Source organism: Chitinophaga tropicalis (genome assembly GCF_009758205.1).
GTDB classification, from domain to species: Bacteria; Bacteroidota; Bacteroidia; order Chitinophagales; family Chitinophagaceae; genus Chitinophaga; species Chitinophaga tropicalis.
Genome location: NZ_WRXN01000006.1, coordinates 401,722 through 427,050, shown reverse-complemented (window position 1 = coordinate 427,050; position 25,329 = coordinate 401,722). Strand labels below are relative to the sequence as shown.

Genomic DNA, 25,329 nt, shown 5'->3' with positions numbered 1-25,329 from the left:
TTTTTAAAATTCCAGTATCTGTCTGACCATCACAGGTAATTGCGAACCGGCATAAAAGGAAGAAAAGCCTGTTTTACCGGCATTTTCTGTATTTATACGTGCCAGGATGAACCCGTAGGTATTATTTGTTTTATCTATCCATGGATAAGCGCCTGCCCAACCAGGGCTGCTGATCAACACAGCTTCATTGTTTGCACAGACCTCTTCTCTCCATTCTCCCAATCCGTATATGTCATTCCTGCTTGTATGTCTTGCATTGTGTACAAACTCTCCATATTTCACATATGCCTTACCGGTATGGTCTGCCTGCATCACTTTAACAGCCTGTTCAGAAAGGACCCGTTTGCCTTTATACACTCCGTCCCCCGATATCATAGACAGGAAAGCGGCATAGTCCCTCAGTGTACAACGTGCGCCTCCACCTATCATGGGATTATGCCCGGGGGTTTCATCTACCGGTGTGAAATGAGTGTCTTTCATACCCAGCGGTATTGCTATTTTCTCCTGGAAAATAGTTTCCCACTGTTTGCCTGTGGCCAGCTCCGCCATACGCCCTGCTACCTGCATGGCCAGTCCGCCGTAATGGAAGACAGCGCCGGGAGCAGTATCTGCAGGTAATGAAACGATATGAGCTACTGACTCTTCGAGCGACTGGTAATTATCCGGTCTCCTGCCTTCAGGCTGATAGTCCGGATAGCCGGCCGTGTGGGAAAGTAATTGCGCCAGGGTGGCTTCTCCTTTTCCGTCCTTAAACTCCGGCAACCATTTCCTTACTTTATCATTCCAGGATAATCTGCCTTCATCCACCACAGCGGCAATGGCAGCTGCCGCCAGCCATTTGCCGGCAGAAGCGATATAAGCTACCGTACCCGGCTGATAGCTGCCAAAGTAATGTTCATAGATGACCCTGTTATCCTTTGCAATGATCACCCCGGCTCCGGGATAATAGCTGCTGTCTATCCAGCCCTGTACTTTCTTTTCTACAGGTGTGAAATCGTATTTATGCGTTGCCTGTGCTGTGGCTTTTTCCAGGTCCCAGTAAACCACATACCGTTCATGATGCAGGTTGTAATATGGTACCAGGGTGATACCTTTTGTGGTGAACGTGAGCGGGCTGCCGTTGACAGGTCTGATCTGTGCCGGGTCCAGGCTGTGTACCAGTGTTGCAGGAACTTTATAATCGTAATTGTAATACTGGTAGGGATCTGCCGGATCGTGAAAAGGCGCGGGCATATCCTGTGTTCCCATCTTCCCTGCCAATACTACCGGCCCGTAAGCGATGGCAGCTTTTGTACTATCATCAGGGGCTTTCACCAGCCTGAGCGACATAGGATAGGTCACTTCTATCTTATCTCCGTTCTTCCATTTCCGGTTCAATACTATATAATTTCCAGGCTTATTGTACTGTTTTATATTCCTGCCATTGATCTTTACTTCAGCGCCATCTTTTGCCCAGGCAGGATAACGGATATAGAGAGGCACATCTACAGGAGCATTACTGCTGATGGTGAACTGAGTGGTAGCTGTTTCAGGGAACTTTGTTTCCTGGGTAAGGGTAATACCCTTTTCTTTCCAGGTTAAAACGGAAGGGATGAACAGGTTGATATAAATTCCTTTTCCATCATGGTAATAGATGGCTTCTGCATATTTCGAGTGACTTTCAAACCCTGACCCAACGCAGCACCAGAAAGACCTGTCATATGTGCTGTACAGCCTGTATGCGCCGGCCAGCATGGGAGTAAAATAACATACCATACCGGTAGCGGGGTCCTGTTGTCCTAATATATGATTGTACAGCGCCTGTTCATAATAATCTGCGTACAATGCTTTTGCATACCAGCAAAACAGGTGCCGGGTAATTTTCAGCATGTTGTAGGTATTACAGGTCTCTCCTGTATAACCGGTCAGGTGAGCTGCTATCTTTCCCGGTCCAAAAAAATGTTCATGATCACTGTTGCTGCCAATTGCATAAGTGTGTTGCGCTACTACCTCATTCCAGAAATAAGTAGCTATCTGTTTGCCTTTCTCATTACCTGTCAGCTCATAATTCCTGGCCTCTCCTGTTATTTTGGGGATAATGGTATTAGCATGTAGTTTATTGAGCCTGTCTTCCTGTTCTGCAAGCGGGTCTAAAGCGGCATGATGATAAAAAAGCCTGGCCAGTTCGAGATGCTGCGGGTTGCCGGTGATGGCATAAAGGTTATAGAAAGCCTCATTCATTCCACCGTATTCATTTTTCAGCATACCTGCCAGTTGCTGAGAGCTAAGCGTTGCCAGTTTATTGTACGCCCAGCCGGCCATTCCGTTCAGGATCTCCAGTGCCTGGGGGTTGCCTGTAAGGCTGTAGGTGTCTATCAACCCTGCAAATATTTTATGCAGTGTATACCAGGGCGCCCATACTGCTTTTCCTGCAATATTCCTGTCTATATAATACCGGGGATAGGCGCTGAGATAGCCATCCTGGCCCAGTGCTTTCTGTACTTCAGCCAGGGAAGTTACCAGGCTGTCGCTCTTCTTCTTAAATGCTTCATTGCCTGTGGAGGCATACTGTAATGCAAGGCCTGAGAGGATATGGCCTATGCTGTGGCCGCGTAGTTCCATGTCCAGGGCTTCCCAGCCTCCCAGTGGTTCCGGCATTTTGGTCTTGCCGTCCTTCTTGTCTGTCAGCATGCCGGCATTCACCCTGAAACTATGTATGAGCCTTTCATTGGGCAATGCGAGCAGCCATCTTCCTTCCCGGGTCATATTGTCTTTAAAACGGCTGTCCAGCAGGCGTATATCTTTCAGATCAAAGCTATAAGCCTTCATAACGGGTTGTACTGCTGTGGACTGCCCGATGAGCTGTTGTACCGGGTACTGGGCCCGGGACAACAGTGCTGACAACAAGAGGCATAAAAGCCCTATATGTGGTTTTCTTCTTACCATCCTTCGTTCTGGTCCAGGTTTGGATTCAACAATCTCTGCTGGGAAGGAATAGGTAACAGGTAGTTCTTCTGTTCCCATTTCCTGGCACCCGCATCTTCTATGATATACACACCATCAGCATCCATTTTGGCTGTACTGAGGCTGGGCCAGCGGGTTTCATATGCTGTGCCTTTCCATTTGATACCCTGCAGGGGCATAGGCATTTCTGTTTCTGCCGTTTTCCAGCGTTTCAGATCGTCTACTCTGAATCCTTCCATGAACAGTTCCAATGTTCTCTCTCTTCGTATTTCCGTGCGCATGTCCAGTCCATTACCTGCAACCAGTGCGTTGCTGAGCTTAGGCATTGTTTTATTCACACGGTTTCGTACCAGGTTCAGGGATTTGTCAAGGTCTGCATCGCTGATGGTCTCAAACCGTTCGAATACTGCTTCTGCGTAGTTCAGCAATACTTCAGCATAGCGGATCACGGGATAATCGTATGCTTCTTCATTATCACTCAGGCCTCTTTCAGAAGCCCATTTCTGGTTGTGGTAACCACTGGAAAAAGCGCTATTGTGTTTCCCGCGGGAGTGTGCCAGATCTGTTGCATCTCCATTCCAGGTAATACGGCAGCCCAGGCCTATTTCATTATCCCAATGATAGTAACCGTCACGTACCATCGTGTAACGCATACGGTTATCCCTGTTCGTGAATTCTGAAGTGGTGGTAGCGTAGCCCTGGAACATGGGTGATTTATCTACCGGTAATCCGTCCTGGCAGAGGTACATATTGGCAAACTTGCGGGTGATCCAATAGATATTTGCAAAAGCAGCATGTGTAATGTTCATGCGGATCTGGCGTAAACTATAGTCATACCTGTTAGCAAGGATATATTCTTTGTTCTCTGATTTGGTGATGCTCAGTGGATTTGACTTCTGATTTTCCAGTATGAACATATATTTCAAAGCAGAATCTCCCAGTCCGGCAGAAGCGCCGGAAGTACCAAAAAGTGTATACTGGTTACTGTTAATCACTTCATTGCTACGGAAGATGGCGGTATCCAACAAGGCATTGGCCCTGGCCGCATTCCCCCTGAACTTCTGCCAGGTGCCTTCATATAAGGCTACCCTTGACAGGAAAGCCTGTGCTGCGCCTTTGCTGACCCGTCCTTTATCTGCCGCGGTGATGACAGCTTCGATAGGAAGATCAGGGATAGCAGCATTCAGGTCTGTAATAATGAAATCGACGATCTCATCACGGGTATTGCGGGGCGCCTGCAATTCGGGTGAATTTACATTCAGCAGTTTATCTATCAATGGTACGCCTCCGTAAAGCTGCAGCAGATCAAAGTACACATATGCCCTGAAGAATTTTGCTTCTGCTACATATTTGCTGATCTCCGCAGGACTACTGTATTTCGCTGCCTGCGCCAGCAGGTAGTTAGTGGTGCGGATACGGCTATAAGCTGTATCCCACCTTTTGTCTGTCAGAGGAATGGTATTACTACCGTTACTGAATACGTTCCTGCTGCCGGAAGTGATGAGGTCACTGCGCAGATCACTGTGAGGAGCAGGGCCGGGATTGGCGCCTTCACTACCGTCAGCCAGCACAGTATTAAAACTGGCCATGAAGGTATAAAATTCATTAGCGGCCAGTTTGAACTGGTCTGCGTTCTTCCAGTAGTCCGCATCAGATATCTCATTCAGCGGTTTCAGGTCCAGGCTTTTCTTACAACTAAACAGGGCTAATCCTGTTATCAGCCAGATATATGGAAAGATCAGTTTTTTCATCCGTGATTGTTTTTACTGTTTGCTGATTTAAAGCGTTGCGTTTATACCAAAGGTGAGGTAACGGTAGAAGGGAAAACGTTCTGCACCACTTACACTTCTTGTTGTTTCCGGGTCCCATCCGTCATTGATATGTGTTACTTCCCACAGGTCATTACCGGAGAAGTATATACGCAGTCTTTTGATATTCGCTTTTTTCATCCATGCTTCCGGCAGTGTATACCCTACTACCAGGTTCTTCAGGCGCAAGTAAGCGCCGTTCTGCACATACCAGTCAGACGTCTGGTAGTTGTAGTTATTTACAGAGCCGGAGGCTGATAATCTTGGCAGTCTTGCGCCGGTACGTTCCGGTGTCCACCACTCTTCATAGAAAGCGGCATTCTGTCCCTGGAAAACGGTAGCCAGCGGATAGCGCCAGCTGTTAACGCGGGAGATGGTACGTTTACCTACTCCCTGGAAGATGGCATTCACATCAAAACCATTCCACTGGAAACCGGCGTTGAAGGAAAAGCTGATGCGGGGAATGTCTGTACCCAGGGATACGGCATCTTCAGGGAAGGTCAGTTTACCATCGCCATTTACGTCTTTGAACATATTATCTCCGATGCGGAGGCTGTTGCGGGGATCAGTGCTGTTGGCGTTCAATCCGCCGGCAATGTTGCTGCCATTGGCAAAGAGCAGCTGTTTATAGTCGTCCAGTGTTTTCTGGTCCTGTATACGTCCTGCATATTTCAGTCCGAAGTAAGATCCGATAGGATATCCTTCCACAGTGAGGTTATATCCGCCGTTGGCATTGCTGATCACTTTCTGTCCGCCGAAATCCACCAGTTCATTCCTATTGTCTGAGATATTACCGCCTATGAAATAAGTGAACTTGCCGATATTATCTTTCCAGGTTAAGGACGCTTCCCAGCCTTTGGTGCGGAGTTTACCGTTATTGCCGGCAGGTGCGGTAGTACCCAGTACAGCAGAATAGGTACGTGCAATGAGCATATTCCTGTTCTCTTTTATAAAATATTCTGCTGTACCTGACAACCTGCTGTCCAGGAAAGAGAAGTCCAGGCCAACGTTGGAGGTCTGTACTTTTTCCCATGTCCTGTCCAGCGCTACCAGGCTGCCGGGCGATACTCTTACTACAGGAGAGGTGCCTATGACAGGCTGGTTGGTGCTTGTTGGTCCGGTGCTGATATTGAGGTTCAGCAGGTTGATATAATCATAGAGATTGATACCGGACTGGTTACCCACAGAGCCCCAGGAAGCGCGTAATTTCAGGTAGTTGAGAATGTTGTTGCCTTTCAGGAAGCTTTCCTGAGAAAGGATCCAGCCGGCAGAAAAACCGTAGAAAGGTTTCCAGCGGTCGTCTTCTGTGAAACGGGAAGATCCGTCATAACGGAAATTGGCTTCAAAGAGGTATTTGTCTTTGAAGGCGTAGTTGAGTCGGCTGAAATAGCCGGCCAGCGCCCAGTGGTTGCGGCTTTCCCCTACACTTTTAGTAGTGAGATCGCCCACACCGAGGTTGAGGGAAGGCGGTACCCCGGGAATGAGATCGAAGGTCTTGCCATTGAAAGATTTAAATTCATCTCTTTCGTATTGTGCACCAGCCATTACGCGAACGTCATGGATTGCATTGAAGCGTTTAGAGTATTCGAGGTAGCCGTTCAGGTTGAAGTAGGCATCCTTGATCTGCTCTTCCTTGTAAGAGCTGCGGGTAGGCAATGTAGACAGCATCTGTGTACCGGTATAATCGTACCAGTTCACCATCTTTTCTTCTGTGGAAGTATTGGTAAGGCCGTAGTAGTAGCTGGCGGCGCCTACAGCACGCAATCCCGGTAAGATATTATAGGTGAGGTTTACGATGGAGTTGATACGTGTATTATATTCTTTTGTATCTCCTCCCAGTTCTGCCATCCAGTTAGGCGCGGCATTGCCGGAGCCTGATCCCCATATATAAGGTTTACCGTTCTTTGTTGCTGCCGGGAAACCTGGTTGTGTGTAGTTACCCAGTAATTCTCCCAGGCGTGTAGGTTGTACCACATCGTTCTTTTCCAGGGAGATATTAGTTTCCAGTTTCAGTTTTGGCGTGAACTGGTAATCATTTGCGAGCCTTACGTTATAGCGCTTGTTGGAATTATTGCCCCATTGCAGCAGGCTTCCGTCTCCGAGGTATCCCAGGGATACCCTGTAACCCGCTTTATCATTCCGGCCGGATACGCTTAGCTGATGTTCTGTTGAAGTAGCGTTGCCATAGAGTATGTCCTGCATGGTACCGTTAAAGAAGACGAAATCCTTTACGTCTGCAAAGTCGTTCTTATAGGGATAATCGGCGCGGGAATACCACATGGAATCCGGGCGATTGATAGCTGCCAGCGCCATGTTATACCAAACATTGTTAGAAGTGTTCTGATCGCTTTCCTGGCCATATTTCATCATATTGGCCCATTGCATTACGTCCATCACTTTAGGCTGCAGGCCTACTTTCTTTATAGATACAGAGCCGTTGTATTCTACTATTGGTTTGCCTGTCTTTGCTCTTTTTGTGGTGATCAGCACTACGCCGCCTGCAGCGCGGGCGCCATAGATAGCCGCTGATGCGTCTTTGAGGATAGACATGCTTTCAATATCGTTCGGGTTGATGGAGTTCAGTGCGTTCAGGCTTACGTAGGGCAACCCGTCTACTATTACCAGCGGGTCTGCTCCGTTCACGGAAGAAGCGCCCCTGATCTGAAACTGCCAGTTCTCTTTACCTGGCATGGCGGAAGAGCGTGTCACTACTACTCCGGGTACCTGTCCCTGTAATGCGGAGAGCGGGTTGGGCACCGGTCCTCTGTCTGCAAAAACTCTGGAGGTGATCGTAGATACGGAGCCTGTCACAGTGGTGCGTTTCTGGTTACCATAACCTACTACTACCACATCATTGAGGCTATTTACAGTAGCTTCGAGCCGGATGGCGATAGTGAGGCGATCGCCCACTATCACTTCCTGTTCTTTAAAGCCTACGCTGGAGAATACAAGCGTTTTATCTGTTGGCGTCAGCTGTAGTATAAAAGTACCATCCGGGCCGGTTACAGTACCGCGGGAGCGGTTCTCTTTCGATAGTACGGAAATACCGGGCAGGGGATTACCGTCAGCGTCTGTTACTCTTCCGGTAATGGTTTTGTCAGGCTGCACACCTTCTGTTACCATGAGGGGAGCAGCGCGGTTATCATCTCCTGTTCGGGAGAGGATGATATAGTTCTTCTGTACTTCGTATTGCAGCTGTAACGGCGCCAGCAGGTCTGCCAGCACTTTATCCAGCGTTTTGTTCTCTGCTTCCAGGTCTACCCTGCGGGCAACGGGCACCATTTCCGGGCTGTATACAAACTTAGCACCGGTGGCTACCTCTATTTCCGAGATGGCTTTCTTCATCTCCACGTGAGACAGCTTTAACGTGACCTTCCTGTTGAGCAGGTCCTGGCCGGGTAGTAACCCGGCATATGCGCATAAGGTACCGGTAAGCAAAAGAACGGGTATCAGCGACACTTTCATAACGATGATTGCTAAAGGTTTGCACAATCTTTTTTTCATAACTTGCAATAAGTTTTAGTTGCTTCTTGTGATTAGAACTAATACAGCTCCCGGACATTGCTTCCAACAATTCCATCCGGGAACTTACCGGACCAGTGATGTTGGCGCATCACTGGTTTTTTATTTTACGTTGCTGAGGAATTTTTCACATCATGCTGATCTATTTACAACTCCTGGCAGTGATAACAATACTACCATCCACTATTTCATAACTGGCGCTGATGGATTTACAAACGATGGATAATTTTTCAAAGAAAGGTTCATTCCCGAAGGAGGCTGTGATAGAGCAGGATGACAATACCTCTTCATCAAAGATGACGGGGATGCCATATGCTTCTTCCATAGTACGGAATACTTCTGTGGCTGGTGTGGCGTCAAATACAAATGCGGTGCTCACATCCTGCTTAACCGGCAGCGGATGTGCAGCAACGGTCCTTGTCAGTTCGTTGGTTGGTTCATCGAAGATCACTTCCTGGTTAGCTACTACAAGTAATCCTTCTGTTGGTTTCTTCTGTTGTTTGGAAACAGCCACCCTGCCTGAAGATACTGTTACATAGGTTTTGCTTTCTCCCGGCAGCGCCCTGATCGTGAATGTGGTGCCCAATACTTTGGTGAGCGTCTTTTTTGCGTGTACCAGGAAAGGCTTTGCCGGGTCTTTCTGCACATCGAAGCTTACAATACCTTCTACAGTAACTTCCCTGTTCTTTTTTCCAAATGCTGCTTTATTGTACAGGATCCTGCTTCCCGGCTGCAATACTACCTTGCTGCCGTCCGGCAACTGGAAATGTTGTTCTCCGGCGCTCTTGTTTTCTGTATTTACTGCTATCTGCTGAGGCTGTTCTCTCTCCTTCCCTGTTATGAGCCAGAGCACCAGTATTATAGCTGCTGCCAGTCCTGCCCATTTTTCCCAACCAGGCAGGAGCAGGCTGAAACGTTTTTTGTGAAGCGGCAAAGTAGCTTCCGCTTTTTCCCTGATCTGCCGTAGCTGTTCATCTATTTCACTTTCCGGCAGCTGTGGCCGGGGAGACTGCATGGCTAATATTATAGCTCTGGCATCTGTAGCCAGGGATTTACGGGCGGGGTCCTGCTGTTGCCATTCTTCCCAGAATGCAACGTCTTCCGGAGCGCTATTCAAGGCATAGCGGCGAAAGGAATCATTAAATATGAGATCTTCTACGGTATTGAACTGCATGTGTATGCTAAGGCATTTGATAATATAGAGGAGGGGTATGGGATAGATCTACTGGGTTTCCAGGATTTTTTTATAATAAAAAATAGGGCTGTATAATAGTCGTGGTATCACTTTTATTTCATGAATATCTTACCCTCCATTAATTAATTGACAATCAACAATATATAACAGTCTCTACCGAGTATGAACTTATAATTAGTTTACAAGTTTTAAACAATCTGGTAACCTTCTGTGTATTTTTCTTAGTACAAAATAACCCCATTCTATATCACACATAAAATAAACACATGTGAAAATCTTTACCCCATTCATCCTGGTCTTTTTCCTGCTTGCCCCTCTGTTTGTAAAAGGCACCATCCAGATCGGAATAACAAGTCCTGAAGCAAACCGCCGATATGACGGGAAGATTGATATCAGCGTTAATGTTTCATCAACTTCCGCACTGGATTCTGTAGCCGCAACGGTTGGCGACAGTACTATTATACTGGTGCATCAGGGAGGGAATACCTACAGCGGCAGTCTACTATTAAAAGATTTCCCTAATGGAAATCTACTGTTAAAGGCATATGCCAGAAATATGCAGGGAGAATCGGCAACTGCCACGCGGACTTTCATATATGATGCGTTTCCGACCGTGCATGTTGAAGCGCCTGCATATTATGCGTCCTTTAACACCAAAATACATATTAAGGCATCGGTCAGTGATATTGCGCAGGTAAACTGCAAGGGGAATGTGCGTTCAAAACCGGCATCCTTTAGTCTTAATTTTGTGAATAGTATAGATACGGTGGTAGATGTTTTCCCTAAAGATACTGCAGCACAGTTCCAGCTTATTTTTTCGGCAGTAGATAGTGCGTTGCAGGTAACGGCAGAGGCGCTCACCATGTCCTGCGACAAGAGTAAAAGCCTGAGCCATTATTTTACAGGGACTGGCCTGATACTGGACTTTAAGAAAGATCGTGCTTTAATGATGACGGGAAAAGAACTAGATCCCAAATTTTTTCATATCACGAATATAGCAGACAGTACAACTGCTGACATCAATTTTGATGCTGTTGAAGCGAGTACCGGCAACGCATATGCCAAGTTATGCCCCGGGGGTGCGGCCTTCCTGGTTATTTACTACGACTCTGCAAGCAATAGTGAAAAAGGCCATCTGTGCCTGTGGGAAAATGGTATACTGACCAATATTTCGAAGCCATTAGGTATTACAGCTTACCTTACGGACATTCAATGCGAGGGAGACTATGTCATGTGGCTGACCGAAAATCTCCGGGTTGCGGTTACTAATGTGGTAACGAAAGTCACTACTTTCAGCGGCGGCTCCCGGGTCATTAATATCAATAATGATCTGACGTCTGATGGCACAGCCGTTTATTCCGCTATGGCGGGAGGGAATGAACGGTACCAGATCTTTAAATATTCGGCAGTAACGCAAATAACCACGCAGATCACTCCGGGAGAGGTGAATATATATCCTTCAACAGACGGCAACAATATCGTTTATCTGCGACGGCAATATGGGCAAACCGGCCCGTTTAATATTCGTTTTTATGATGGTGTGACAGATAGTATTATCTCTCAACAGGCAGAGGCCACCGGCTATAAGGCCTACCGGCTGAAAGAAGGCTATGTGCTATTTGAAAAACCTGACCAGCAGGGCAAGCTGCAGGTCTTATTAAGAAGACCTGATGGAACAAATGTCCGGCTAAGCCCTTTCCTGACAGACAGCCGTGTGGACAGGCTGGGTAATAAAGGACGGGCAATGTTTTTTAACTACAATAATTTACGCAGGTATTATGCAGATAGCCTGACTGGCACAAAACCGATATCTGGTCCTTATGGCACCACCTATTTCCTTGATTCAACATTCTACCTTGTGCTGGGAGGTTCTGCCTATAAATTCAATACGGCTTATGTGGCTAATCCTCCGGTGATCACGTCTTTCACTCCGGACACTGCGGCAACAGGCCAGACGGTAACTATTAAGGGGAAAAGTTTCATTGAAATAACGGATGTTACTTTTGGTGGTACACCTGCGGCATCTTATACAGTAACAGGTGATACGATCATTAACGCTGTTGTAGGAGCAGGTAAAACCGGTGCTGTGGAAGTCACCACGTCTGGCGGGCGTAGTACTGTGCCTGGCTTCGTTTATATTCCGCCTCCTTCAATTACAGCTATCAGTGCGGCTTCAGCCATGACGGGTACTGTGATCTATATAACGGGCATAGCGCTTAACGATGCAACTTCTGTTACGTTTGGCGGTGTTCCGGCAGCTTCGTTCACCGTTCAATCCCAGAACAGAATAGCGGCTGTTGTTGGCAATGGTGCAAGTGGTGATATAGTAGTGACTACGCCGGGTGGTATTGCTACAAAAAATGGATTCACGTTCGTTTTTTCGTTACCCGCCAGCAATTTCAAACTGACCAATACCGGTGTAAGTTGTAAAGGGGCAACAGATGGTACTATCAATATCACAGCTGTTCAGCACCTTAGTTATACAGCTACAATAACGGGCAATGACCTCGATTCTTCTTTTGCTTTCACATTGCCGGTGACTATGACAAATCTTGCAGCCGGCACCTATGATATCTGCATTACGGTGGCTGGTCAGCCTGGTTATCAGCAATGTTTTTCTTCTATGATCGGCGAGCCGGAAGATCTTTCCGTGTATATAGCCATGAACCAGAACGGCTCAGAAGCTATATTGTCAATGACGGGGGCGGAGGCATATCACCTTACAGTGAATGGGGTGAGCACCACTACTGAGAATGCACAGGTAACACTCCATCTTAAAAACGGATTGAACAGCATATCAGTAAGAACGGATAAGCCTTGTCAGGGTACATTCATAAAAGAGATCATGGTGGATAATGGTATGACTGTTTATCCGAATCCTTTCCGGAACACTGTTTATCTCAATCTTGGTGCGAACGTGGTACAGGATGCATTGATCACGGTGTTCAATGCTGATGGGAAACTGGTTTACAGTCGCAGATACACCAATCAGTCAGGTAATATCTCTATTCCTCTTTCAGATGTCAATGACGGCATATATGTGCTGAAATTACTTGCAGATAAGAGAGAGACCATCTTTAAACTTCTGAAAAAATAAGCGATGAAAAAAAGCTTAACTATATTCCTGATGATACTGGCGCTGGCATGTAAGAAGGACGAGGAGCCGGTACCAGCTCCAACAAAAGCTACGCTAACATTCCCTGCTGAAAATGCGGCATGTACCAGCGGCACTGTTGTAACTGATTCAACAGCTTCCATCACATTCACCTGGAATGCGTCAGAGAACACGGACAAGTATGAATTAAGTTACAGAAACCTTATTACGCGTGTGCTTACCAGCCAGATCGTGACGACAAACCAGGCAGCGGTTACTTTATCGCGTAATACGCCTTATTCCTGGTATGTAAGGTCTATCGGTGATCATTCTACAGATACAGCGCAAAGTGATACCTGGAAATTCTATATGTCCGGCCCCGGCACTATATCTTACTCCCCTTTCCCGGCAGCTATTACATTACCGGTGTTTAATCAATCACTGCCTTTCAGCACAGGTAAAGTGAAACTGGCATGGACGGGAAGTGATGTAGATAATGATATTACGGGCTATGATGTTTATTTCGGTACAACTACCACACCACCGTTATTACAGGCAAATGTTACAACGATGTTCATAAACGGGGTTACTATTACACCAGCTACCACCTTTTACTGGAAAGTGATTACACATGATGCGGAAGGGAATACTTCTGACTCAGGATTATACTCGTTTATCGTAATCTAGGATAGAAGCGGGCCAGGTTTGATGTACAACCTGAGAAACTGCTCAAAACCGGGTTTTGCCTTCGGCGAAACCCGGTTTTTGAGCAAGAAGAATCTGGCCTGCCGCCGGCTAAAAATTTAAACCGGTGTACTTTCAAATTAATTGTTTGCAAGTTTTTCCATCTCTTCACTATACCGTGCGCCGGTGTTTGGATATTTAGCCAGCAAGGCTTCGAGCCCGGCCAGATCTGCCGGGGTAAGATCTACATCTACAGCGGCGGCATTTTCTGCAAGGTATTTTCTCTTCTTGGTACCAGGGATAGGAATGATATTATCTCCCTGCGCCAGCACCCACGCCAATGCCAGCTGGGCCGGAGTGCAGTTCTTTCCTGCGGCGATAGCAGCAAATCCTTCTGCCAGTAAACGGTTATTCTCAGCGTACTCCTGCTGATAACGTGGTAATGAACGGCGGAAGTCATTCTCTGCCAGGGAAGATACATCCAGTGTATTGGTGACAAGGCCACGGGCCAGGGGGCTAAAAGGTATAAAAGAGATCTTCAGCTCTTTCATCAGCGGCAGTATCTCCTGTTCAACACTCCTGGTAAGCAGGGAATATTCGCTCTGCAATGCTGCAATGGGATGCACGGCATGTGCCTTGCGGATGGAAGCAGGAGATGCTTCTGATAAGCCCAGGTGAAGCACTTTTCCTTCTTTTACCAGTTCAGCCATAGCTCCTACGGTATCTTCTACAGGAACTTTAGGATCTATACGGTGAGCGTAATAAAGGTCTATATGATCTGTTTTCAGGCGTTGCAGGCTCTTCTCTACTGCTGTTTTAATATAAGCAGGAGAGGCATCGAAGCCCCGGGAGCCATCATCAAACAAACGAAAGCCGAATTTCGTTGCAATGAATATCTTATCCCTGTTAGGTACCAGCACCTGGGATACCAGTTTTTCGTTCTCTCCGTCAGCATATACATCTGCCGTGTCCCAGAAATTGATACCCAGTTCAATTGCTTTTTCCAGTGTGGCAATAGATTCTTTATCATCCGGCTGACCATAAGCATGGTTCATGCCCATACAGCCCAGCCCTATTGCTGAAAGCCGGACATCTGTGTTTCCTAACTGTCTGTATTTCATGATGAAAGTTTTTAAGTATTTCCGTTTATGTGACAAAGGTCAGAAGAAGTATGGGGATGGCATATAGCAAAAACAAAGTGATTATTGTAAAATTCAAACAATAATAAAAAATAGTGGGGAGTTGCTCAAAAAAAATGCTTTTGCCTTCGGCAAAAGCATTTTTTTTGAGCGGGGGGGGTAGATAACCGGCCTGCGGCCGGTTAAGATCTTTTTAAGAAGAGATCTGGCCTGCCGCCGGTTAGTTTATTTCAGTAAAGTATCCAGCTCCTGTTCTGTTATCTTCACTATAGTTCCATGCCGGATGCCTTTTGGCAGGGAGATCTGATCGGAAACATCCTTCCATTCTTTCAGGTTGGCAGAACTTATAGCGCCGTATTTATGGTCAGTATATTTATCAAAATAGATCAGCCATAACTTTCCCAGCTGCAGTGTGGTAGGCCCTTCTGCCCAGTACTTCCCTGTAATTGGTTTTCCTGCGGCACTGTAAGGGCCGGTCAGCTTTTTGCTGAATGCCAGGCGCAGGTTCTTTTGTACCGGTTCTATCGTTTCATCCTTCATCACCATCATAAACTGTTTTCCCTGTTTCACGATAGTAGCATCTATGACGTTAAAGCCCGGCTCATAAAGTAGTGCAGTGGGTGTATAGATTTTAAAATCTTTAGTGGTGACATAATACAACCGGTGGTTATAACCAGCTTCTTTGGCGGAAGCGGTTTCGGTGTATTTACCGGTAATAGTGGTTGACCAGTAGATCATATAAGTTCCGGACTTACTGTCATACGTGATCTCCGGCGCCCAGCAGTTCCTTGCCCCGGCCTCGTGGTCCATTACAGGCAGATATTGCTGTTCTGACCAGTGGATAAGATCTTTTGAAGAAGCATATCCTATGCCTTTATCATTCCAGCTTACGGTCCAGACCATGTGGAATGTGCCGTCTTTTCCACGGATAATGCAGGGGTCTCTCATCAGCTTATCCTTACTGACAGTTGGGGTGAGGAAGGAGGAATCATTCTTTAAAGCCGTCCATTTATATCCGTCCCGGCTATAGGCCAGATGCAGGCCATCTTCACCATTTTCTTTAAAATATGCGAAAACATAAACATTCTGTGCAATACCTGAGAAGGCAAGAAGAAGAAATAAAATACTCAGCAGCGTTTTTTTCATGCAACAATTTAGAAAATTAACGGTATAAAAACGAATGCGGCCATCGACAGTCCAGGTACGAGTTCCATCTGGCCACAAATAGCTTTACAACGTTTCAGCGCATCATGCAACAGGTTATAGACAGATTGCCGGTTCAGCATCATGATATCTGCAATATCAGTCATCTCTCTTTCCATATAAAAACGCAGATAGATAATTTCCTGCTGGCGGGCTGTTAACTGTGACAATACCCGGCGTACAGACAGGATTTTTTCCTTCAGCTGTTCTTCCATCATCATCTGTTGTTCTGCCGTGAGTGGTGCGTCAAAGCCTGATTCAAATATGAAGGGATCTTCCACATATTGTATTCTCAGCTTTTCCTTTTCTTTCTTCAGTTTACGGCGTAAAGCAGTGAGCAGATAGGTTTTTACATACTGCACATCCCCGATGGTATGGCGTTTGTTCCAAAGCAGCAGGAAAATATCCTGTATACAGTCTTTCACCAGGTTTGCATCTCCGGTAAAACGGGCTCCGTAGTTAAAGAGGTCCGTATAATACCTTTTCATCAGCTGTTCAAAGGCCTGTGTATCTCCCTCCCGGAAACGCTTCCATAAACAGTCCGGCTGATGACAGTCAGATTCATACTTCTGCATAAGAATAGGCTTTGTTCATAACGTTAAGAGAAGAAAGGCCGGCATCCCCGCTTTCATTGTTCATAACCTGAATACTGAACGCAAACGTTTGCATATCACAGACTAAAATAGCACTAATATTAAACAGATGCAAGTTTTTTGTGTCAGATGAACACTTCTTTTCAGCCATTCTCATAACGTTGGAATTTTATAGTACGTTGTTCTTTACATGTTGTATACTGGATTCCCTTATAATAAGTGTAGTGGGCAGTACCACTGTGCTCCGGGGCGGAGGCTCAGGAGCTGTTGCCATACAGGCCATGAGCTGGCGGATGACCTGTTCCGATATTTCGGTTACCGGCTGAGCCAGCGCTGTAATGGCAGGAGTGAATAAGGAGAAATGTGTATTGTCGTCAAACCCGATCACGGCCAGGTTGTCAGGTATCTTTAACTGCAGGCTGTTAATGGCTTCCAGTCCGGCGGTAGCCAGGTAATTGGTGGCAAACAGCACTGCTTCCAGCCTGGGATTGTCTATAAGAAAACGGCGGATGTTGTCAGTTATCTTACCGGGAGTGGTTCTCTCTTCAAAAGGGACTTTCAGCACGCAGGGGGTAAGATCCCGCTCCTGCATGGCAGATGTATAGCCGTTCAGGCGGTCTCTCATTTGTGTCTGTGCAGAGCTGAGCGTTACAAATCCTATTTCCCTGCAGCCATGTTCCAGGAAATGCTGTATGGCCTGCCAGGCGCCGTCATAATTATCTACCACTACATTACAGGTGGAGAGGCCCGGGAAATAGCGGTCAAACAGGATAACCGGGAAACCATCTTCCATCAGTTCCTTAATATCTTCTTCAATGCCGGGGGGAGGGGCAATGATATACCCGTCTACCTGTGCATCCCGGAATGCCCTGATCAGGTTACGGGCAATTGTAGCATCATTTTCAGTACTGGCGTAAAAGATCCTGTAATCCTGTTCACCGGCCAGTTTTTCCACGATGCGTGCAATACTGGCAAAAAAAGGATCAGAGATACCCTCGACCAGCATACCTATAATCCGGCTTTTGCCTGTGCGCAGGCTTTTAGCTATCCTGTTAGGGCGGTAGGATAATTTCCTGGCATAGTCCAGGATCTTCCTCTCCATCTCCTTACTGATACGTTTTTCAGCTGCTTTACCGTTCAATACGTAAGACACTGTGGCGGAGGAAACCTTCATTTCCTTTGCTATATCGTGTATGGAGATCTTTTTCTTCATTCTTCACTTAATCGATTATGCTGAATAATAAAAAGAAAGGAGGTATTTTCTTCATTCGTGGAAACACATAACAATTGATAGTATACCAGTTTAAACTTTTTTATGATACATGGCGGGAAAAATTGCTCAAAAGATCGCTTTCGCCTTCGGTGAAAGCGATCTTTTGAGGGGAGATTTCTGGCCTGCGGCCGGCTAAAAATTCAAACTAGTTTATTTTCGTACCTTATTTTTGTTTTCGTAACGGCTTTATGCTGATTATGCTTAATCAATTAAGCTAAGCTGATGTTAAGTTAATATTAATCTATCAGCCTGCTACTTTCTAAAGGGACTTTATTTGGGCAAACGTTTGCACTGAATGGAACAGATCACCATAAAAGATATAGCGAAGGCTTTACAGCTTTCGGTTTCCACGGTTTCACGGGCGTTGAAGGGGAGTTATAAGATCAGTGAGAGCACCCAGCGGCTGGTGAGGGACTACGCGGAAAAGCATAACTATAAGCCTAACCTCAATGCGCAGGGATTGAAGAACAAAAAGAGCCGTTGTATAGGGGTGGCGCTCTGCTCTATTCCCAACAGTTTTTTTGCAGAGGTGATCTCGGGTATAGAATCTGTTGCCTATAATAAAGATTACCTGGTGATAGTTACCCAGAACTTCGAGTCCTGCGAGCGGGAGGTGCGGAACCTGGAGAACCTGACCTGGCGTTCTGTGGATGGCCTGCTCATCTCCCTGTCTACCGAAACGGAAGACTACAGTCATTTTCAGCAGTTGCACGAGCAGGGCTTGCCCCTGGTATTCTTTGACCGGGTCACTGACGCTGTCAGGACGCACCAGGTAGTAGCTGACAATGCCGGCGGGGCTGCCAGCGTTACCCGTCACCTGGCAGATAATGGCTACCGGCGGATTGCACACATTACCAGCTCTCCTCATATCTCCATTACTAAGGAACGAATAGCAGGATACCGGCAGGCGCTGGAAGAAAGAGGGCTGCCTTTCCGGGAAGATTATGTGAAATATTGCCTGCATGGTGGTATGCTGATGGAAGAAACGGCGGCAGCGTTGGATGAATTGTTACAGATGACAGAACCACCGGATGCTATTTTTACAGCGTCGGACCGTCTTACTATGAACTGTTTTACCCTGTTGCGGCAACGGGGTATCAGCATTCCTGGCCAGATGGCGTTGGCGGGGTTTAGCAATTTCAATTCTCCGGAACTGCTTAACCCTTCGCTTACGACTGTTAAGCAACCAGCTTTTGAAATGGGAAAAATAGCGGCGGAGCTGCTTATACAGTTGATAGAAAGCAAACGGGAGGTGAAGGATTTTCAGAGAATAGTGTTGCCGACGGAGCTTGAAGTAAGAGCTTCTTCGGGATGTTTTTAATTGCTTGATTGCTTGCAAAAATGGCTTTCACCGAAGGTAAAAGCCATTTTTGCAAGGAGGTCCATGGCTTGCAGCCGGCCAAAATTTTAATTTAGAAATGTATATACCTTTCCTTTTTGTGTGGCTATATCATACTGTACAGATGTTGGCAGGGGTAGCAGTTTTACTTCTTTTGCATTAATAACAGGTGTTGCCACATTCGTTATCATATAGAACGGATTTTCATTCTTTCCTTTAGCCTCTTTCAATCCGTCACCTTTTAAAGTACTGTTACTGCATATCCGCAGATTTCCTCCCAGTGTTGAGCGTATGACCGCTTTAGTTACTTTTCCATCCTGCCATACCAGTTCTTCTATTAAAAACCCGCCCCTGGCCCTTAAGCCACGGATACTACCATTCTTCCATTCTGCCGGCAGGGCAGGCAACAGGTAAATATAGCCGTCATGGCTCTGCATGAGCATTTCAGTAATGCCGGAAGTACAGCCAAAGTTGCCATCGATCTGGAAGGGAGCATGGGAATCAAACAGGTTGGTATAGGTACCTCCTCCTTTCTTGCCGGCGGGGGTCAGCTGATTACGTATCAGTGTCAGCGCATGCTCTCCATCCTGCATCCTTGCCCACCAGTTCACCTTCCATCCCATGCTCCATCCGGTAGATACGTCGCCGCGTTGCAGCAAGGTGGTTTTGGCCGCGCTGGCCAGTTCCGGGGTACGGTTGGGCGATATCTGTGCGGAAGGGAACAATCCGTACAGATGAGAAATATGACGGTGTTTATCTTCAGGGTCGTCTAAGTCTTCAATCCATTCCTGTAATTGTCCGTATTTACCTATCTGCATGGGTGGCAGTCTTTTCCGGATTGCCTGGAAGGAATCTACCAGTGCGGCATCTTTTTGTAATATTTTACCGGCGTAAATGGCTGCGGTGAGTGCGTCGAATACGATCTGGTTATCCATTGTGGTACCTGCGTCGAAGGAAATGCCTGGTCTTGTTTTAGGTGCATTCTCAGGCGATGTGCCAGGATTGATCACTAAATATTTGCGGGCGGGATCTTCTACCAGGTCATCTACAAAGAACAGGGCGGCGCCTTTGATTGCGGGATAAACATCTGCCAGGTAAGTCTTATCTCCGTTGTAGAGGTATCTTTCCCACAGGTGCTGGCTGAGCCAGGCCCCGCCCATGCTCCAGATGCCGGAGTAAAGCCTGTCTACCGGACCGGTAATACGCCACAGATCTGTATTATGGTGGGCTACCCAGCCGCGGGCGCCATACATTGTACGGGCGGTTTCCTGTCCTGTTACTGACAGTTCTTTCACCATCTGTATCAGGGGCTCGTGCATTTCCGGCAGGTTATCTTTTTCTGCCGGCCAGTAGTTCATTTCGGTGTTGATATTGATAGTGTATTTGCTGTCCCATGGTGGTCTCATTTCCGCATTCCAGATACCCTGGAGGTTAGCTGGTTGTCCGCCGGGCTGGGAGGAAGCTATCAGCAGGTAACGGCCATACTGGAAGTAAAGCGATACAAACTGCGGGTCATATGCTGAGGCAAAGTTCTTCAGTCTTACATCTGTTGGTTCTTTTGCGGCATCTGATGTGCCCAGGTCTATCTTCACCCTGTTGAAATAATGCTGGTAGCCGGCAATATGAGCTTTCTCCAATGCTGCCAGGGGTTGTTTCTGTGCAGCATTCAACCAGTTGACGGACCGTTTTACAGGATCGGCGCTGATGTCTTTATAGTTTACATAGTTGGTGGCGACAGATATATAGATCACAGCGCTGCTGGCGTCTTTTACGTTGATGAGGGTATCCTGTGCGGAGATGCTGCCACCGGTGGTGGTGATCTTTGCAATGCCATGAAATTTTACTTTGCCCTCTACAGTTTCATGACTGCCGGTTATGCCGTTGATGGTCAGCTCCTGTGCGCCAGCTTTAACAGTGGCTTTGGGCTGCGGGGTAGTTAGAAAGGCGGAGAATTGCAAAGCACCGGGTTTACTGCTGCTGAGTTTTACGATTATGACCTGTGCCGGTATGGAAGCAAACACTTCACGGGTGTATTTTACGCCATTTACAGTGTATGTGGTGGTAGCAATGGCTTTGTCTATGTCCAGTTCCCGGTAGTAGTCCTGGTACTGTTCATGCCCCGGGAAGGCAAGGCGCAGACTGCCTACGGGCTGGAACATCTGTCCGTTGGAGTTTTTTGTCTGTACTTTCTGTGCTCCCAGTTCATAGGCTTCTTTATACTTACCTTCAAAGATGAGGCGGCGTATTTCGGGGATGGCAGCCCGGGCCTCCGGGTTCTCGTTACGGTTGGGGCTTCCGGTCCATACAGTAGATTCATTCAGCTGAATCTCTTCTTCTGCCGGGTTACCGTATACCATGCCGGCCAGCCGGCCGTTCCCAACGGGCAATGCGGCGGTCCAGACATCTCCCGCCGGTTGGCGGTACCATAATTTAAGCGGTTGTTGTTGTGCAAATAAATGGGTTGTTACAATGCTCAGTACAAGCAGCAAGTATTTCTTCATAACCGGAATTGTTGATCCTGTAAAAAATAAGAAGACAGCGCCGTTATGAATTTCACTGTCAGCGCCGTCTCAAAAATATTGCATGGTTTATTTTACCTGATACTAATGCGGTATCTCATCTATCAGCACTACATCCCAGGGCTGTAGTATTTTGCTGATGAGGAGTACCCCTGTATTGCTGGACAGCACCTGTTCTTCTCTTACCGCCAGGGCCATCTGCTGCAAATTCTTTGCCTGTTCTGCTGAGGGAACTTCCGGATTGCCGGACTGTTTCCAGGCGGCCAGGGCGTTCCCGTCGTCCTTATCCAATATTTCCACATTGAAACGGGCATCTTTTGTGGCATTGGTGATCTTGAAAGTTATTTCCTTTGCTTCTCCCATCTTCAATACATTTCCTACTACATCCGCTCCACCGGCGGGAGGAGCAGTGGTTAACGCAGCAGGATAATTGTATATGATGGCGGTCACTTTCTGAGTAGCCTTGTGACGGGTTACAATGATACCGTCTTTATTATATACCAGTTCATCTCCCAGCATACTCAGCATGCGGTAAGCATGAAAAGCGGGTTTGGGAATGCCCTGGTAGTTGAGCAGACCGGGGCCTCCGTAAAAGGCGCTGCTGGCGCCGGTTTCTTCCACACTGTCTGTAAATGCGCGGTAGGCCATGGAATCTACCAGTCCGACACTGTCTACATTTGCTTTTACGATAAAGGCGGCCGCAGGTGTGTTATCGCGCATCTCATCTTTAGTAGCAGGGCTGGAGCTCCATTCTGTCAGATGTATCTCTGCTTTTGGAAAAGCGCTCTGTGCTACTACCTGCTTCAGCCATTGCAGATCTTTCAGAGTGGCTTCGGCGCTGCGGGTACGTCCTTTGCTTTTATTAGCTGTAAAGTCTGTAGGATAAGGATGTGCTGATACAAAATCAACCGGCAGCTGTTCCTGTTTACAATATTCCAGGAAATCCTCAATCCATATACCTTTCCATTTCAGGCTATCGTTATCACCTGTGCTTTCAGGCAATTGTTTTCCTTTATCTTCTGTTTCCCCGTCAAAGCGGCCATCCGCCACAAAGCTTCCGGTAGCGGGGCCGCCGGTGCGTATCTGTGGAGAAACGGCCTTGATAGCTTTTACTGCGTTCTTATAAAGAGCAAAGTATTGTGTTTTTCCATTACCCTGCAGGTTGGGCTCGTTCAGGATCTCAAAATACCAGGTATTTACTTCACCCGCGCCGAAACGTTCTACTGCATGTTTGGTGAAATTACCTACCAGATCGCCCCATTTTGCAGCATCTACAGGGGGTTTTCCAAAGCCGAGTGAAAGGAAGGGCTTAACACCTGATTTCACCATACGGTCCAGCAGCTCATCCATATACTGCCAGTTATATCCTGTGCCGGAGGCCATATCATCACGGAATATGCTATGCAGGCGGTAATACTGGAATCCGCAATATTTTTTAGTAAACTGAAGCTGTTCAAACCAGGCCTGCCGGAAACCATCTGTTCCACGGCCTGCCCCTACACACTTATTCCAGAAATGAGTAAAAGCACGGCCCTGACCTTTGGCGTCAATTAATAACGGAGGTTGTTCTTCCCAGATAGAACGACCTAAAGTGGCTTGTGGCAATAACACGCCGCCTGCAGCGGTGATTATTGCCTGCTTTAGAAAATTTCTTCTTTCCATGTGTATAGGGTTATTAGATATATATATATTTCCTTCCCCTTATTTAGCAGCCGTTTTTCATATCGTGCCACTGCTCACTTCAACAGATCGGGGATAGGTGCTTGATTGATAATTTTCTACGTCGGAACAGACAACAATTGATTTACAATGTACATTATTTTATCAGAAATGCAAACGTTTGCATAAAATCCTGACTACAATATACATATGAACAAAATACTCCATGTTTTTCAGATATACAAGAAAGAAGTAAGTATTTTTTAATATTTATGTTCTTATGGCTGCGGGGTAACGTTTATAGCCTTTCAAGGCATGCAATTTGTACTTCCTACTGTAAAACCTGCTATGGAAAAAAGGATAATAGGGATCCTGCTTACTTTCCTGGGCATTGCCGGACTTATATTAGGCGCCATAAACTTCCTGAACACCAGTGGCGGCACCCGCAGTGTAAAAGCCATTCTCATCTATTCCATCCTGGGGGCAATATTCTTTTTTGCCGGTATAGGGCTTATCAGGAATACAAAGGACAGGCCATCTTAGGTTCTGCAATTATGACCGTTTTCTCCCCGATGGTGTAGTTTTTGCACCCCAACCGGCATGAAGATCTTCTGGAATTATATGCGTCCCCATCGCTGGATGATCCTACTATCCCTTTTACTGGCCGGCCTTGCCCAGATCGCTACCATGATTGACCCTATGATCTTTGGCAGGATCATAGACGACTATGCCCTCCATCCCGGCAATCGCCCTGAAGGCGAGCTGGTAAGCGGGGTACTTTTCTGGCTTTTTGTAGCTATTGCTGTGGCTATGGTAGCCAGATTGTCACGATCGTTTCAGGATTTTGTCATGCGACTGATAGTACAACGCTTTGGGATGCAGATCTTCAACGACGGGCTTAAGCAGACACTCCGCCTCTCCTTCCAGGAATTTGAAGAACAGCGCAGCGGTGAAACCGTTACACTGCTACAGAAAGTGCGTACAGATACAGAAAGGTTCATCAACGCTTTTATCAACATCCTGTTTTCTTCTCTTGTAGGAATAGGGTTCCTGGTGTGGTACGCTATCAATAAACACTGGGCCCTGGTACCGGTATTCGTGACAGGCGTGATAGTGCTGGGCGGATTGACCGGTATGCTAAGCCGGAAAATGAAAAAGGTGCAACGTGCTATTAACAGGGAAACGCTGAAGCTTTCCGGCTCTATTACTGAGTCCCTGCGTAATATAGAGCTGGTAAAAAGCCTGGGGCTTACTTTCCCGGAGATCCGCAGGTTACGCACTTTTACCCGCAACATATATGATCTTGAAATGAAGAAGGTAAAACAGGTAAGAACATTGTCCTTTCTGCAGGGCACTACTCTCAACCTGCTCAGGCAATCTATCCTCTTCATTCTTCTCTGGCTGATTTTCCGGAAGGTGTTAAGTCCGGGTGAGCTGATTGCCATGCAGTTCATTTCAGCCACTATTTTCAGTCCGCTACAGGACCTTGGCAACATCATCCTTTATTATCGTGAAGCGGAAAGCTCTCTGCAGATCTTTGATCAGCTTATGCATAAGCCTGTGGAAGAAAAACCGGAGAATCCCATAGAGCTGGGGCCTCTTGAAACCATCCGTTTCGAAAATATCGTATTCAAACATCAGACAGCCACACAACCTGCCCTGGATGGCATCAGTTTCAGCGCCGCTATCGGAGACACGATCGCCTTTGTGGGGCCATCCGGCTCAGGTAAGTCTACGCTTGTGAAGCTGTTACTGGGCTTATACCCACCGGTATCCGGGCAGATCAGCTTCAATGATATTCCGTCAGACGATATCCGGTTTAATCAGCTACGCCGGCAGATAGGCTTTGTATCGCAGGACACACAGCTGTTTGCCGGCACAATCAAGGACAACCTGCTCTTTGTAAAACCAGACGCTACTGATGAAGAGATCATTACTGCCTTACATAAAGCCTCCTGCGCCCAGTTGCTGGCCCGTTCTTCCCATGGTATCAATACCCTGCTGGGAGAGGGCGGCATGAAACTGTCTGGCGGGGAAAAACAGCGTATCTCTATCGCCCGTTCACTGATCCGTAATCCCCGGCTGCTCATTTTTGACGAAGCCACCTCTGCACTGGACTCACTTACAGAAGAAGCTATTTCCGACACAGTACGCGGTATTTCCGCCCGCCGGGAACAGCTGAACATACTCATTGCCCACCGGTTGTCTACTATTATGCACGCAGACACCATTTATGTACTGGAGAAGGGTAGAGTTGCAGAAACCGGCACTCACCTGGAGTTGCTGGAACAGAAGGGCCTTTACTACGCTATGTGGCGCCAGCAGATAGGGGAAAGAAGGAATATAACACTATAGCAT

The 25,329-nt window shown here is 47.0% G+C and carries 15 protein-coding genes; 5 read left to right on the top strand and 10 right to left on the bottom strand.

Annotated features, from left to right (window positions below; all coding sequences use genetic code 11):
• Positions 1-3: 3 nt before the first annotated feature.
• The 4 genes from GO493_RS16365 to GO493_RS16350 all read right to left on the bottom strand — a co-directional run bounded on the left by GO493_RS16365 (position 4) and on the right by GO493_RS16350 (position 9,447).
• Positions 4-2,925: a beta-L-arabinofuranosidase domain-containing protein gene (locus GO493_RS16365; protein ID WP_157307281.1), complete on the bottom strand. Its 2,922-nt coding sequence runs from the start codon at positions 2,923-2,925 to the stop codon at positions 4-6.
• Complete coding sequence (locus GO493_RS16360) at positions 2,919-4,694, bottom strand: RagB/SusD family nutrient uptake outer membrane protein (RefSeq protein WP_157307280.1); 1,776 nt, start codon at positions 4,692-4,694, stop codon at positions 2,919-2,921. The genes GO493_RS16365 and GO493_RS16360 overlap by 7 nt, the downstream gene beginning before the upstream one ends.
• A gap of 27 nt (positions 4,695-4,721) precedes the next feature.
• Entirely contained in the window at positions 4,722-8,255 is a 3,534-nt protein-coding gene (locus tag GO493_RS16355; protein WP_157307279.1) for a TonB-dependent receptor, read from the bottom strand.
• A gap of 160 nt (positions 8,256-8,415) precedes the next feature.
• On the bottom strand, positions 8,416-9,447 hold the full coding sequence (locus tag GO493_RS16350; RefSeq protein ID WP_157307278.1) for a FecR family protein: 1,032 nt from the start codon (positions 9,445-9,447) through the stop codon (positions 8,416-8,418).
• 289 nt (positions 9,448-9,736) lie between these two features.
• Here GO493_RS16350 and GO493_RS31370 point away from each other — a divergent pair, with 289 nt between their 5' ends.
• Both GO493_RS31370 and GO493_RS16340 read left to right on the top strand, forming a co-directional pair.
• Positions 9,737-12,565: a T9SS type A sorting domain-containing protein gene (locus GO493_RS31370; RefSeq protein ID WP_157307277.1), complete on the top strand. Its 2,829-nt coding sequence runs from the start codon at positions 9,737-9,739 to the stop codon at positions 12,563-12,565.
• 3 nt (positions 12,566-12,568) lie between these two features.
• On the top strand, positions 12,569-13,249 hold the full coding sequence (locus GO493_RS16340) for a hypothetical protein (protein ID WP_157307276.1): 681 nt from the start codon (positions 12,569-12,571) through the stop codon (positions 13,247-13,249).
• Between the two features lie 137 nt (positions 13,250-13,386).
• Here the strand turns inward: GO493_RS16340 and GO493_RS16335 are convergent, their stop codons facing one another.
• From GO493_RS16335 to GO493_RS16315, 4 genes are all read right to left on the bottom strand, one after another.
• A complete protein-coding gene (locus tag GO493_RS16335; RefSeq protein WP_157307275.1) occupies positions 13,387-14,367 on the bottom strand; it encodes an aldo/keto reductase in 981 nt (326 codons plus the stop codon).
• 243 nt (positions 14,368-14,610) lie between these two features.
• A complete protein-coding gene (locus GO493_RS16330) occupies positions 14,611-15,531 on the bottom strand; it encodes a glycoside hydrolase family 43 protein (RefSeq protein ID WP_157307274.1) in 921 nt (306 codons plus the stop codon).
• An 8-nt stretch (positions 15,532-15,539) separates the two neighbouring features.
• Positions 15,540-16,163, bottom strand: a complete 624-nt coding sequence (locus GO493_RS16325; protein ID WP_157307273.1) for an RNA polymerase sigma factor — start codon at positions 16,161-16,163, stop codon at positions 15,540-15,542.
• Between the two features lie 187 nt (positions 16,164-16,350).
• The gene (locus GO493_RS16315; protein WP_157307271.1) at positions 16,351-17,394 is read right to left on the bottom strand and encodes a LacI family DNA-binding transcriptional regulator; all 1,044 of its coding nucleotides are present in this window, start codon (positions 17,392-17,394) and stop codon (positions 16,351-16,353) included.
• Positions 17,395-17,749: 355 nt separating this feature from the next.
• Here GO493_RS16315 and GO493_RS16310 point away from each other — a divergent pair, with 355 nt between their 5' ends.
• On the top strand, positions 17,750-18,775 hold the full coding sequence (locus tag GO493_RS16310; RefSeq protein ID WP_157307270.1) for a LacI family DNA-binding transcriptional regulator: 1,026 nt from the start codon (positions 17,750-17,752) through the stop codon (positions 18,773-18,775).
• An 86-nt stretch (positions 18,776-18,861) separates the two neighbouring features.
• Here the strand turns inward: GO493_RS16310 and GO493_RS16305 are convergent, their stop codons facing one another.
• Positions 18,862-21,294, bottom strand: a complete 2,433-nt coding sequence (locus GO493_RS16305) for a glycoside hydrolase family 95 protein (protein WP_157307269.1) — start codon at positions 21,292-21,294, stop codon at positions 18,862-18,864.
• Positions 21,295-21,396: 102 nt separating this feature from the next.
• Positions 21,397-22,974, bottom strand: coding sequence for a GH39 family glycosyl hydrolase (locus GO493_RS16300; RefSeq protein WP_157307268.1), 1,578 nt, complete (start codon positions 22,972-22,974; stop codon positions 21,397-21,399).
• A 312-nt stretch (positions 22,975-23,286) separates the two neighbouring features.
• On the opposite strand from GO493_RS16300, the gene GO493_RS16295 reads away from it, so the two are divergent.
• Together GO493_RS16295 and GO493_RS16290 are read left to right on the top strand one after the other, a co-directional pair.
• Positions 23,287-23,514, top strand: a complete 228-nt coding sequence (locus GO493_RS16295) for a hypothetical protein (protein WP_232538869.1) — start codon at positions 23,287-23,289, stop codon at positions 23,512-23,514.
• 57 nt (positions 23,515-23,571) lie between these two features.
• Complete coding sequence (locus tag GO493_RS16290; protein WP_157307267.1) at positions 23,572-25,326, top strand: ABC transporter ATP-binding protein; 1,755 nt, start codon at positions 23,572-23,574, stop codon at positions 25,324-25,326.
• Positions 25,327-25,329: the final 3 nt, after the last annotated feature.

What these genes read in the sequence shown, in the direction of transcription:
- GO493_RS16365 (WP_157307281.1), bottom strand. Translation starts at nt 2,925, where the DNA reads ATGGTAAGAAGAAAACCACATATAGGGCTTTTATGCCTCTTGTTGTCA.
- GO493_RS16360 (WP_157307280.1), bottom strand. Translation starts at nt 4,694, where the DNA reads ATGAAAAAACTGATCTTTCCATATATCTGGCTGATAACAGGATTAGCC.
- GO493_RS16355 (WP_157307279.1), bottom strand. Translation starts at nt 8,255, where the DNA reads ATGAAAAAAAGATTGTGCAAACCTTTAGCAATCATCGTTATGAAAGTG.
- GO493_RS16350 (WP_157307278.1), bottom strand. Translation starts at nt 9,447, where the DNA reads ATGCAGTTCAATACCGTAGAAGATCTCATATTTAATGATTCCTTTCGC.
- GO493_RS16340 (WP_157307276.1), top strand. Translation starts at nt 12,569, where the DNA reads ATGAAAAAAAGCTTAACTATATTCCTGATGATACTGGCGCTGGCATGT.
- GO493_RS16335 (WP_157307275.1), bottom strand. Translation starts at nt 14,367, where the DNA reads ATGAAATACAGACAGTTAGGAAACACAGATGTCCGGCTTTCAGCAATA.
- GO493_RS16330 (WP_157307274.1), bottom strand. Translation starts at nt 15,531, where the DNA reads ATGAAAAAAACGCTGCTGAGTATTTTATTTCTTCTTCTTGCCTTCTCA.
- GO493_RS16325 (WP_157307273.1), bottom strand. Translation starts at nt 16,163, where the DNA reads ATGCAGAAGTATGAATCTGACTGTCATCAGCCGGACTGTTTATGGAAG.
- GO493_RS16315 (WP_157307271.1), bottom strand. Translation starts at nt 17,394, where the DNA reads ATGAAGAAAAAGATCTCCATACACGATATAGCAAAGGAAATGAAGGTT.
- GO493_RS16310 (WP_157307270.1), top strand. Translation starts at nt 17,750, where the DNA reads ATGGAACAGATCACCATAAAAGATATAGCGAAGGCTTTACAGCTTTCG.
- GO493_RS16305 (WP_157307269.1), bottom strand. Translation starts at nt 21,294, where the DNA reads ATGAAGAAATACTTGCTGCTTGTACTGAGCATTGTAACAACCCATTTA.
- GO493_RS16300 (WP_157307268.1), bottom strand. Translation starts at nt 22,974, where the DNA reads ATGGAAAGAAGAAATTTTCTAAAGCAGGCAATAATCACCGCTGCAGGC.
- GO493_RS16295 (WP_232538869.1), top strand. Translation starts at nt 23,287, where the DNA reads ATGCAATTTGTACTTCCTACTGTAAAACCTGCTATGGAAAAAAGGATA.
- GO493_RS16290 (WP_157307267.1), top strand. Translation starts at nt 23,572, where the DNA reads ATGAAGATCTTCTGGAATTATATGCGTCCCCATCGCTGGATGATCCTA.